The 11,128-nt window shown below is 46.7% G+C and carries 10 protein-coding genes; 6 read left to right on the top strand and 4 right to left on the bottom strand.

All coding sequences use genetic code 11. From position 1 onward, the window contains the following. Positions 1 to 159 precede the first annotated feature (159 nt). The 3 genes from F0316_RS15285 to F0316_RS15275 all read left to right on the top strand — a co-directional run bounded on the left by F0316_RS15285 (position 160) and on the right by F0316_RS15275 (position 5,282). Positions 160 to 2,091 carry a DEAD/DEAH box helicase gene (locus F0316_RS15285; RefSeq protein ID WP_001154248.1) on the top strand — a complete coding sequence of 644 codons (1,932 nt, stop codon included), beginning with the start codon at positions 160 to 162 and terminating at the stop codon, positions 2,089 to 2,091. A gap of 143 nt (positions 2,092 to 2,234) precedes the next feature. Then, the gene (gene vesA / locus F0316_RS15280) at positions 2,235 to 3,227 is read left to right on the top strand and encodes a GlyGly-anchored extracellular serine protease VesA (protein WP_001233649.1); all 993 of its coding nucleotides are present in this window, start codon (positions 2,235 to 2,237) and stop codon (positions 3,225 to 3,227) included. A gap of 90 nt (positions 3,228 to 3,317) precedes the next feature. Continuing rightward, positions 3,318 to 5,282 carry an LTA synthase family protein gene (locus tag F0316_RS15275; RefSeq protein ID WP_149560667.1) on the top strand — a complete coding sequence of 655 codons (1,965 nt, stop codon included), beginning with the start codon at positions 3,318 to 3,320 and terminating at the stop codon, positions 5,280 to 5,282. Between the two features lie 94 nt (positions 5,283 to 5,376). Here the strand turns inward: F0316_RS15275 and F0316_RS15270 are convergent, their stop codons facing one another. Together F0316_RS15270 and F0316_RS15265 are read right to left on the bottom strand one after the other, a co-directional pair. Next, positions 5,377 to 6,681 carry an inosine/guanosine kinase gene (locus F0316_RS15270; protein WP_095461659.1) on the bottom strand — a complete coding sequence of 435 codons (1,305 nt, stop codon included), beginning with the start codon at positions 6,679 to 6,681 and terminating at the stop codon, positions 5,377 to 5,379. Positions 6,682 to 6,798: 117 nt separating this feature from the next. After that, the gene (locus tag F0316_RS15265) at positions 6,799 to 7,281 is read right to left on the bottom strand and encodes a CreA family protein (protein ID WP_000935051.1); all 483 of its coding nucleotides are present in this window, start codon (positions 7,279 to 7,281) and stop codon (positions 6,799 to 6,801) included. Positions 7,282 to 7,602: 321 nt separating this feature from the next. Here F0316_RS15265 and F0316_RS15260 point away from each other — a divergent pair, with 321 nt between their 5' ends. Continuing rightward, on the top strand, positions 7,603 to 8,109 hold the full coding sequence (locus tag F0316_RS15260; RefSeq protein ID WP_033930396.1) for a hypothetical protein: 507 nt from the start codon (positions 7,603 to 7,605) through the stop codon (positions 8,107 to 8,109). 138 nt (positions 8,110 to 8,247) lie between these two features. Beyond that, entirely contained in the window at positions 8,248 to 8,928 is a 681-nt protein-coding gene (locus F0316_RS15255; RefSeq protein ID WP_001898283.1) for an HAD family hydrolase, read from the top strand. Between the two features lie 195 nt (positions 8,929 to 9,123). Here the strand turns inward: F0316_RS15255 and F0316_RS15250 are convergent, their stop codons facing one another. Both F0316_RS15250 and F0316_RS15245 read right to left on the bottom strand, forming a co-directional pair. Next, positions 9,124 to 9,345 carry a transcription initiation factor TFIIIB gene (locus F0316_RS15250; protein ID WP_001065259.1) on the bottom strand — a complete coding sequence of 74 codons (222 nt, stop codon included), beginning with the start codon at positions 9,343 to 9,345 and terminating at the stop codon, positions 9,124 to 9,126. A 260-nt stretch (positions 9,346 to 9,605) separates the two neighbouring features. Further along, the gene (locus F0316_RS15245; RefSeq protein ID WP_001131372.1) at positions 9,606 to 10,193 is read right to left on the bottom strand and encodes a DUF2238 domain-containing protein; all 588 of its coding nucleotides are present in this window, start codon (positions 10,191 to 10,193) and stop codon (positions 9,606 to 9,608) included. A gap of 235 nt (positions 10,194 to 10,428) precedes the next feature. Between F0316_RS15245 and F0316_RS15240 the strand changes: the two genes are divergently transcribed. Next, entirely contained in the window at positions 10,429 to 11,058 is a 630-nt protein-coding gene (locus tag F0316_RS15240) for a DNA-J related domain-containing protein (protein WP_001284005.1), read from the top strand. Positions 11,059 to 11,128 lie beyond the last annotated feature (70 nt).

Raw genomic sequence — 11,128 nt, 5'->3', positions numbered from 1 at the left:
TATGCTTTTAGGGAATAATCCGCGTCCCTTATATGTCCCTAGCGGCTTGATGCGTTTTAATACTTATCCGCATCTGAACGGACTCAGCAATTCATTGGATTGGTTGGAAATGGTAAAGCACGTGGGACCTTGGTTATTTCTTCATTTAGTGGGATCCCCATGCAAGATACTGCAATTCAATTCAGTGATTTAGCACTGAACAGCGCCATCCTTTCTGCCCTAACCGAAATGGGCTTCGTATCACCAACTCCTATCCAAGCAGCAGCGATTCCTGTTCTGCTTGAAGGCCGTGATGCACTGGGTAAAGCGCAAACAGGTACAGGTAAAACAGCGGCATTCTCTTTGCCTCTGCTCAACAAACTTAATCTATCTCAGTACAAGCCACAAGCTATTGTTATGGCGCCAACGCGTGAGCTGGCGATTCAGGTAGCAGCTGAGATCAAAAACCTAGGCCAAAACATCAAAGGCCTCAAGGTTCTTGAGATCTACGGTGGTGCTTCAATTCTTGATCAAATGCGCGCTCTGAAATCTGGCGCTCACATCGTTGTGGGTACGCCGGGTCGTGTAAAAGATCTGATCACTCGTGATCGTCTACACCTAGACGAATGTCATACTTTCATCCTTGATGAAGCAGACGAAATGCTGAAAATGGGCTTCGTTGATGACGTAACTTGGATCATGGAACAAGCGCCAGAGTCTGCACAACGCGTACTGTTCTCAGCCACTATGCCGCCAATGGTTAAAGAAATTGTTGAGCGTTTCCTACGTGATCCAGAGTGTGTTGACGTAGCGGGCTCTAACCAAACGGTCGCGAAAGTTGAGCAACAATACTGGGTAGTAAAAGGTGTAGAGAAAGATGAAGCGATGGCTCGTCTGCTTGAAACCGAAGAAACCGATGCTTCTATCGTATTCGTACGTACTCGTCAGGATACTGAGCGTCTAGCGGATTGGCTGTGCGCGCGTGGCTTCAAAGCAGCGGCTCTGCACGGTGATATCCCTCAGTCTCTGCGTGAGCGTACTGTTGATCATATCAAACAAGGTGTGATTGATATTCTGGTTGCGACCGACGTTGTTGCACGTGGTCTGGACGTTCCTCGTATCACTCACGTATACAACTACGATATTCCATTTGATGTGGAATCTTACATCCACCGTATCGGCCGTACTGGTCGTGCTGGACGTAAAGGTAAGGCGATCCTGCTGGTTCGTACTAACCAAATTCGCATGCTACGCACTATCGAGCGTGTCACTCGTTCTTCAATGGAAGAGATCCAACTACCGCACCGCGATAAAGTGGCTGAATCTCGTCTGACTAAGCTGGGTCAAGAACTGGCAGCAGATAAAGAGTTCAGCTCGCTGGAACGTTTCGCTGATTTGGTTGAAAAACTGCAAGCGTCACTGGAAATCGATGCAACGACTCTGGCTGCAATCCTGCTGAAACGTCAGCAAGGCAAGCGTCCACTGTTTTATGTCGGCGCTGATCCAATGATCGAAGCGATGGAGCGTGAAAAATCACGTCGTCGTGAGCGTCGTGATGACCGCCGCGATGGTGATCGTCCTGCTCGTCGTGAATTCGGTGGCCGCGATCAAGAAAACCACGATTGGGATACTTACCAACTGCAAGTTGGCCGTGACCAAGGCGTTCAAGTGAAAGACATCGTTGGTGCTCTCGCAAACGAACTGGGTCTGACTAAAGGTTCTATCGGTGCGATCAAACTGGCTCAAGGCCATACGTTTGTTCAGCTACCAAAAGCCATGTCAAATGACGTTTCTAGCAAGCTACGTAAGCTGCGTATCCGCCAGAAAGAAGTGGGTGCTGTAGTGTGTGACTTCGATGACTTCCGCGAATCTCGTGGTGGTGCTCGTCGTGAAGGTGGTCCACGTCGCGAAGGTGGTCGTCGTCCAGAAGGCAACCGTGAAGGCGGTTTCCGTGGTGGTCGTGAAGGCGGCCGCGAAGGTGGTCGTGGCCGTGGTGGTGAAGGCCGTCCTTTCCGTGAAGGTGAGCGTCGTTTTGAGCGCAACCGTAGTGGTGAGAGCAGTGGTAGCTACCGTGGTGAGCGTGGCCATAGCCGTCGTCGCGAAGAAGCATAATTCACACATGTGATTTGAATTGATAAACCCGCAGGTAAAACTGCGGGTTTTTTGTTATCTGCATCGCATAGTTTCATTTCATTGCTACACTTTAAGCGGGTGATAAATAAGCAGAACAATCAATTCAACCAATGAGGTGACGCATGCGCAAATGGCTATGGCTCCTGTTACTGCTGACAACGCGAGTTTCTGCGGTTGAGATTTCGCCGTACATCGTCAATGGTACCAATGCGAATGTCGCAAACTACCCTTCGTTTGCCAGCTTGGCGATTTATATCTCTCCTTATCAATACAGCTCAGGAACCTACTGTGGTGCGACGGTTCTGAATTCACGTTATATCTTGACGGCAGCACATTGTATTTATGGCAATAGCTATACCATGTTGTATACCGTTGTGGTTCCTCAGTTGGAAGATGAAAGCCAGTTCCCCAATGGCAATGTTCAACTTGCTCGTGCCGCGGAATTTTATTATCCCGATAACTATGTCGATTCTTCGGCAGTGTATTGGCCAAATGATATTGCGATCATCAAGTTAGAAAGCGACCTTAACGTGAGTAATTTCGTTGGGGTACTCAATAGCTCCATCAATAACAGCTATGACGTGAATGGGACCTATAAAGCGATTGGTCACGGCTATGTGAATGGTAATGTCGCCGGAGGAACCCGTTTATTAGAGACCACCTTAACCTTTGTTCCGTTTGCGACCTGCTCGGCTTATTACGGTGCTAATTTAGGCCCTGGGCATGTCTGCTTTACAGGGCCACAAATCGGTTCGTATCGCAACTCCACCTGCTCTGGGGATTCCGGAGGTCCTGTCTATTGGGATAGTGGCTCTGGATATGTGCAAATTGGGATCACCAGTTTTGGACCATCAACCTGTGGCAATCCAGCGCTGCCCGTTACCTCGGTATTCACGGAAGTATCCGATTACTACAGTTGGATATTACGTGTCATGAATGGATTAGAGACGCCCAAATATTACGTTACAGAAAGTAATGGAGTACGGCAGTTGGTTGCAGGAGGGACTACAACGGTTAGCGTGAGTGAGAGCTCATCTGGAGGAGGTGTCTCTTTGCTTATTGCTTTCTTTTTAGGCATGTTGATGATTATTCGACGTAACAATCTGAAAATTTGAACTTTATGATCAAGGTGTGTTTGATTTGAGATGTTAATCTGAGATTATCGGTATTCACTTTATCAATATATACACACCAAGGTAACGACTTTGAATAAACTCAAATTATTCTTTGGGCCTCTTTATCCTATCGTTTGCGCTGTATTCGCCTTATTAGTCATTTTTGCGCTATCACGTTTAGGTCTTGCTATGTGGCATTTTGATCGCGTAACGAATGCTGACGGCTGGATACGCATTTTCACTAGTGGCTTAAGGGTGGACTTTGCGTCAATCTGCTATTTGTTTATTTTACCTGCACTTTTGACTAGCTTAATTTCTGGTGAGCATTGGTTAGGCCGCATTTGGAATTGGGTGTTGCGTCTTTGGATCACGGCTGGGTTATGGTTCGTTGTGTACATGGAAGTGGCTACTCCTCCTTTTATCATTGAATACGATCTGCGCCCTAATCGCTTATTTGTGGAATACCTTATCTATCCGAAAGAAGTCTTCGGTATGCTGTGGTCGGGTTACAAATTGGAGCTATTTATCGGCCTAGTCGTGAGTGTATTAACGGTTGTACTCGGCTGGCGATGGAGTAAAACACTCGTTTCCAACTTGCATTACCCCAAGTGGTATTGGCGTCCAGTGATTGCTGTGCTTGTGGTCACTGTTGGGGTATTAGGAGCTCGTTCTTCTTTAGGGCATCGCCCAATGAACCCTGCAATGGTCTCTTTCTCTAGCGATCCTTTGATGAACGATCTTGCGCTCAACTCCGCGTATTCAGTGATTTTCGCAGCCAAGCAAATGGGCTCAGAGGCCAACGCATTTGAATTTTATCCGAAAATGGATAAACAACTCGTGATCGATCAAGTTCGTGCTTCGATGACTGTAGCCCCGGAAGATTTTATTAGTGATGACAAACCGTCTTTGGCCAATCATGTTGCGACTTACCAAGGTGCACCTAAAAACATCGTCATTTTGTTGATGGAAAGCCACGGGGCGCGTTATGTAAAAAGCCTTGGGGGAATCGATGTTTCTCCAAACATGGACAAACTGATTAACGAAGGCTGGGCATTCACTCGCATGTACGCTACGGGTACTCGCTCTGTACGTGGTATTGAAGCAGTAACCACAGGATTTTCTCCAACGCCTGCTCGCTCTGTGGTGAAGTTAGGTAAAAGCCAGAATAACTTCTTCTCAATTGCAGGCTTGCTGAAAACTCAGCAGTACCACACGCAATTTATTTATGGTGGCGAGAGCCATTTTGACAATATGAAGAGCTTCTTCCTCGGCAACGGTTTTGTGGATATGCAAGATCTACCTACCTTCTCAAATCCTAAGTTTGTCGGTTCGTGGGGAGCGTCGGATGAAGATCTGTTCAATAAAGCTGATGAGCAGTTCACGCAAATGGTACAAGAAGGTAAACCCTTCTTTAGTTTGGTATTTACCTCGTCTAACCATAGCCCGTTTGAATACCCTGATGGCGTGATTACACCATACAATGAACCGAAACAGACGGTAGAAAATGCAGTGAAATACGCTGACTACGCGTTGGGGCAATTTGTTGAAAAGGCGAAAAAATCTCCTTATTGGGATAACACCGTGTTTGTTGTTGTCGCAGACCATGACGCGCGTACACAAGGTACCAATCCAATCCCTGTGGAATACTTTCATATTCCAGCGGTTATTTTTGGTGGTGGCATTGAAGTGCGTAAAGATGACCGCTTACTCAGCCAGTTGGATTTAGCTCCGACGCTACTCTCCTTAGCCGGTATTAGTAGTCAAAACCCAATGATTGGCTTTGATTTAACCCAAGACGTTCCGGTTGAAAAGCAACGCGCTATGATGCAACGTGACAAAAACTTTGGTTGGTTAACACCGGATAACCAAGTGGTTGTATTGCAGCCAGGACAAGATATCACGACCTATCAATATGACTCAGTGACACATAAGATGACACCACTTCAGCTTGACGAATCGATCGTGACTCGCGCGCATGCTAATGCGATGTGGGGGAGTCTGGCATTCAAAGAGAATTTCTACACCGCACAAAAAAGTTATGAATTAGAAAAATAAGCCATTTCATTAACTGGAAAATAAAGAAGGCGACCAATGGTCGCCTTCTTTATTAAAGAGTGAGTGGTTGACAAGTTTCGTCCACGATAATCAATTAACGATCCCAGTACGCTTCTTCCAAGCTATCTTCACGCTCAGGTAAAGCCCGTGACAGACGTGGCGAATGTTGAGTCAACACTTCATAGCTGACACGGTTGGCGTACTTACACACTTGAGAGAGCGAGGAATAGGTCAGGTATGGCTGATCATGTTTGGCTGAATTCGGCACATTACGTTGGTGATACGCGTTTGCCGCCATGTCGTGCAGTAACGCGGAAAGTGCGCCATCGCCAGCACCATTAGTGTTCTTAATCTCCAGCGGGCCGCCTAAGTATGGACCAATGTGAGAGTAAACTTTCAGCGGTGTGCGGCAATCTTCTTTACGCATTGCACGGCTGAATTCGTACTTATTAAACTCAGGAATATTACCCGGCAGCAGTGGTAGCTCCGTTTCACGCTTGGCAGATTCTTCAATATAGCCTGCCATGTACAAACCCACTGGGCCTGCCGTACACAGCACTAAATCAACCCATTGCAGCGCTTTATCTGCAGCAAGTAGAGGATCGCGTTCGCCCGTCAGCGCTGCGCCTTCTTCTTCATTCATGGCGACAACGGTAACATGCTCTTTCATGTAGTTTTGCCACCACTCGGCATTCCCTTCGATCACATATTTTGTGCCTAAGGTGAGAACCACAGGAATGCTGCGTGCTTTTGCGATTTCAATGGCACGTTGCACCGCTTGTGGCATAGGGTCTTCTGGCTTACCACGCATCAAATACGATGACACAACCAAGGCCGAAGCTTTATCAAACACTTCTTCTGGAATGCTGTCAGGGCGCAGCTTGTTCATGTGCCCTTCATTGATCGCAAACGTACGTTCACCATCTTCAGAAATCAAGGTGTAGCATCGACCGATAGGGCCATCCACTGTTTGCAAGTGGTTTAGATTCATCCGCGCTGAAGTACGACATAGGTAGCGATAAGCGTATGAACCCACCTCGATATTTTTCGACATCACACCCAGCAATACCGATTTGCTGTCCGCTAGAACCGAATAGTTGTGCAATGTGTTGCCAATCGTATCTCCCGGATACTGGTGAGTGATCAATCCACGCTCGACCAATTCATGATAGAGAGCATCCGCTTTACTCTCTTCCAGTACCAGTGAATGGCCTTTACTGAGATCGTAGCGGGTAAGAAATTCATCATCAACGCGAGCTTCAATATCGACGATGGTTTGGCCGACGCCGACAATCGTCGGACGATGGAGCTTTGGTGTTTGTTGAATCTGGTTGACGAGTGGATCGCGGGCGTGAGTTGGAAAATAGTGCTTAGATTTGCGCTGACCGGGAAACTTCATTTTGAAAGTGTTAATTGAAAAATTTTCGCGCATCATATCACAGGTGTGACAGATTACTTTCATTTTTATTGCAGCCTGAAGTGATGTAAAACACGCCTCAGGCTGCGATGGATGAAGCTATTTGTTCTGTGTTTCAGGGAAGGCGTTGTAGGCTTGAGTGCCCCACAGCGGCACGGTAGACAGGCTGTGTTTAAAGCTGCCGGATGTTTCTTTGGTCGAGTAGGAGAGATACATCAGGGTTTGGTTTTTCGCATCAAAAATGCGGCGAATTTTCATCGATTTGAAGAAAATACTTTTGGATTTTTGAAACACCACTTCGCCTGAAGAGGATTTATCAATTTGCGCGATCATTTCTGGCGTAATTTCACCCGTTTGGCGACAAGAAATCGAGGAGTCTGATGGGTCGGCCAAGCTTAAATCGGCTTCAATACTGGCTACATGGCAAGTCACGCCCGTTACAACAGGATCGGTCAAATTGTTGATTTTAATATCTTTCAAGGTAAACATGCCGAGACTGACATCACCGACTTCTGAGCGATCACAACCACTCAAAACGAAAGCGAAGGAAAGAAGCAAAGCAGTGCGAATAGAATTGAGCATAATCAGGTTCCGTTTACGTTAATTGTGTTTACCCTGCCAACTTGCAACGGCAGCGCGCGTGAGCATCGTTTAGCTTCAAGCTGTTTTGGTATATCACCTTCCTACCTGATATTGGGATGCTTATCGCGCCAACGTCAGGTTATTTGGGTTTACATCATACTGATTTTCTGACGATAGTGCAGCCTCATGGCTAAGACCAAGATACGCAATTGATCATCAAAAGGGATTAAAGCTTGTTCCGTGTGGGCTTGATGAGTATGCTGCGTTTACTGCGACGCTTATTGATTAGGTGTTGCTTCACCAACCAAGAAGAAGTCCCCTATGATTTACTCTCCCTCACCTGTGGTTGCGGCCAAAAATCAGTGGTTATCGAGTCAAGTGGATGTCGAATTCCCGACTGCTGAAAGTTTAGAGGGGCGCGATATTTACCATGCGTTAAGCCTACACACTGAAGTTTCGTTGTTTCAACCGCAGGCCTGTGATGCGCCATTACTGCAAGAGATTTATTTGGTGGATTTTCATCGTTTAACTGTCTGGTTTGCTCTCTTGCAGGCAACGCGTAGCTCAACCCAGCATGAGCAAGAACGTTTGGTTGAGTTTTTTACCCAAATTATTTACTCACCGCCATGCCAACTATTCCTCGGATTTCATCTTGGCGAACCCGTTGCGGCGGGTATGGTGACGGAGCATGAGCACATGGTTCTGCTTTCCGATCTGGTTGTGAAACCCAACCCTCTATTTGACACTCGCGAAGCATTTGCTCAAGCGCTGTATGCGAAATGGCAAGCCATCACCGCGAGTGATGCGACCCCTTACATCGAACTTTGAGCCACTTTCTGTTCGTAAAAGAGTGACTTCGGTAGAAGTTATGCACGTTTGTGCATGGTTTTCTGCCATTCTGTTAACTCCATCCTTTTTAGTGCCACAGTGAGATATACACTGCTAATGGGGATGGAGGAATAAGTAATGACTGAATCCAGAGTAAAGTGTGTCATTTTTGACTGCGAAGGAACCTTAGTAGACAGCGAACGTTTGTGCTGTGAAGCTCTGGTACAAGTGTTTGGCGAACTTGGGGTGGCCTTAAGCTACCAGCAGGTCGCTGAGCATTTCTCGGGTGGCAAAATCGCCGACATTCTCCATGCGGCTTGCCAACTGGCGAAGATAACAGCGGATATTGATTTGCTTGAGCAGCGTTACCGCTCGATTGTCGCGGCAACGTTTCGGCGCAAACTTTCTCCGATGGGGGGCGCGAGGGCATTACTCAATTACTTGAAGCGTAACCAGATTGAATTTTGTGTGGCGTCAAACGCGCCACGAGAAAAAATCGCGATGACCCTGACTCTCGCCGGTCTTGAGCACTATTTTGAAGGGCGGATTTTTTCTGCTTTTGATGCGAACAGCTGGAAACCTGAGCCGGATCTCATCCGTTATTGTGCAATGAACATGGGTTTTACATTGGATGAGTGCATTTATGTTGACGACACACCGAAGGGCGTAGAAGCAGGATTAAATGCTGAAGTGCTGACCTTTCAATTGAGCCCACTGAATCCTCAACATCGCAGCCATTCTCAGCAAGTGATTATACTGAGCAATCTACTTCAACTAGCGGAGTATTTGAGTGGTAGCGTGATGCGCCAATCTGCGTAAGCCGATCCTTTCTCGACTCACTTTCGTCAGTTGCTTTCGTTTTTTCCGTTTCTTTTGGCGCTTGGAGATGTGCTGAAATTAGTGGAGGCTTGACGCGCCTTGTTCACTCACATTCCTATCATCACGGCGGTTACAACCGCATTTTCCATCTTTTGACAGAGAAATAATGCGGTTTCGATAACGAACGAGCTTCCATTATTGACGAGTTTTGATTCCGGTGTGGACAAAGCGATGTGTGAGATTCGCTTTAGCCGCCAGCATGGGCTGAATGCTGGTCAGAGTGTTGGTGTGAAAGCCACATTTCGCGCAGTAAAATTTCTCTTTGTCGGCAGAAATAAAGAATTCATCGTGTTGGCAGAGAGGGCAGCAGTCGATGGTTTCTTCTGCAATGGTTTCTTCGACAAGTCGGTTATTCATAGTTTTATTCTCAGCAGCAAAAAAGGAGTGTTGCTCAGCGCTGTAGGCGACGCTAGGCTTGTGATTTCATTTTATATTTGCCTTTAGCATAAACACTTTCTAAAAGTTTGTTGGTGAGCTTTTCTGTCTTTGTTCCAAAATTGAGATGCAATTCATAGAAAATACATGCACTAATTGTCATCGATCATACTCTTATCGAGTTCTGTCAGAACCTGTGCATGCGATTGCGCAATAAAAGAAACAACTAGGAACATGCGGCCTTAGCCTCTGGCTCGCTGCCACGCAAGTAGGCAAAGTGCGGTGATGGCACCTAAGGTATCGCACAGCATATCTTTCTGAGCATCCCAAATATCCCCTTGTGAGCCCAAAAATGCGATCCCTTCTTCGCCGCCAGCGAGCGCGGCGTACCACCACTCGATAATTTCGTAAGCCGCTGCAAGACTCATCAAGCTAAATAGTGCAAAGCTGTAAGCTAGCCAAGGTTTCGTTTGTTGCTTACGTAACAGCCATTCCGCAATAGGGTAAGCATAAAGACCGATGGAAAAGTGGGCGACGCGATCGAATTGATTGCGTGTAGAGCCGATCAAGGTATTGAACCAGTCAAAAGGGACTTCAGCGAAGGTGTATTTTGCGCCTATGGTATGCAAGCAGAGCCAAACAAACATCAAGACATAGGCGGTCGTGCTCATTGACCAGCGCAATGAGACCCACCAAATTGTGGCCAGAACCAGAATGGCGGGGATGATTTCGGCAAACCAAACAGCACGTGAAGTAGGCGCTATGGCTGAAAAAACAAAAATTAAGCTGTAAAAAAGGGTCAATCCGATGAGAGGTCGCGACAAGGGCATAGTGAATCTCCGTCAATGGAATGGGCAGTATCCTGCCATCATTATGAACATTGTTCAATTCCCAAATATTCAGAGCGAAGGTTGCGTCAGAAATCTGGCTTTTACAGTGTCAGAAAAACAGCCTGCAAGCCTTATGCGCATTGAGCTTCACACAATCAAGATTTGCCATTTCGCCGCCGTGACAAATGGGTTAGATTGATCTTGAATTAGAGTATTTCATGGGAATGGAAGCCTTATGTCAGACAGTCACCAGCTTGCTGCAACGTTTCAGACTTATATGGAAAATCCGCTGTTGTGGCCGATTTTTGAGGTTCTGAAACACCAGCCTTCAGGATGGAAAGTGCATACCTTAGCCGCTCACTTGAGTGAGTTAGGCATCATGCCGGTCTTAGACCCTCAGCCGGAAAAAGATCTGTTCAAGCGAAATTTCCTGATCATGAATGCGCTCTATCAGCTCCAAGAAACCTTGCACCCAGAAAAATGGCTGCAAGTGGAAGCGATGAACATCATTTTAACTCCGATGATGCGTAGTGAATTCCACGACATTGATGTCAATGATCCTTTGCGAGATTACTACACTCAGTGGATGAACTATGAAGCGAATGAGGGGGAAGTGAAGCGTTTGCTCAATGAATTCTGGACGCGATATCGACACTCAGTGGGCAGCCATAATGGTAAGGATTTAACCCGAGGACAAGCTCTGCGTCTGTTTGAATTAACCGAAGAGGCGAGCGCCGTTGAGATCCGTAAAACGTGGCGTAAGCTGGCTTTGCGTTGGCATCCTGATCGAGAAAATGGCAATGCCGAACGTTTTCGGATCTTATGTGAAGCGTGGAATGTGCTCAGACAAGACTCTTTAGTTTAAAAAAGACTCTTTAAGTTAAAAGTAAAAAAACGAGAAAAACGAATAACGAAAAGGTCATGCAGCCCTTTGT

This window comes from Vibrio cholerae, assembly GCF_008369605.1.
Lineage (GTDB): Bacteria > Pseudomonadota > Gammaproteobacteria > Enterobacterales > Vibrionaceae > Vibrio > Vibrio cholerae.
This window is presented reverse-complemented; position numbering and strand designations above follow the sequence as displayed.

Bases quoted from the DNA above. Each gene is read 5' to 3' on its own strand.
- F0316_RS15285 (WP_001154248.1), top strand. From the start codon at position 160: ATGCAAGATACTGCAATTCAATTCAGTGATTTAGCACTGAACAGCGCC.
- vesA (WP_001233649.1), top strand. From the start codon at position 2,235: ATGCGCAAATGGCTATGGCTCCTGTTACTGCTGACAACGCGAGTTTCT.
- F0316_RS15270 (WP_095461659.1), bottom strand. From the start codon at position 6,681: ATGAAGTTTCCCGGTCAGCGCAAATCTAAGCACTATTTTCCAACTCAC.
- F0316_RS15265 (WP_000935051.1), bottom strand. From the start codon at position 7,281: ATGCTCAATTCTATTCGCACTGCTTTGCTTCTTTCCTTCGCTTTCGTT.
- F0316_RS15260 (WP_033930396.1), top strand. From the start codon at position 7,603: ATGATTTACTCTCCCTCACCTGTGGTTGCGGCCAAAAATCAGTGGTTA.
- F0316_RS15255 (WP_001898283.1), top strand. From the start codon at position 8,248: ATGACTGAATCCAGAGTAAAGTGTGTCATTTTTGACTGCGAAGGAACC.
- F0316_RS15250 (WP_001065259.1), bottom strand. From the start codon at position 9,345: ATGAATAACCGACTTGTCGAAGAAACCATTGCAGAAGAAACCATCGAC.
- F0316_RS15245 (WP_001131372.1), bottom strand. From the start codon at position 10,193: ATGCCCTTGTCGCGACCTCTCATCGGATTGACCCTTTTTTACAGCTTA.
- F0316_RS15240 (WP_001284005.1), top strand. From the start codon at position 10,429: ATGTCAGACAGTCACCAGCTTGCTGCAACGTTTCAGACTTATATGGAA.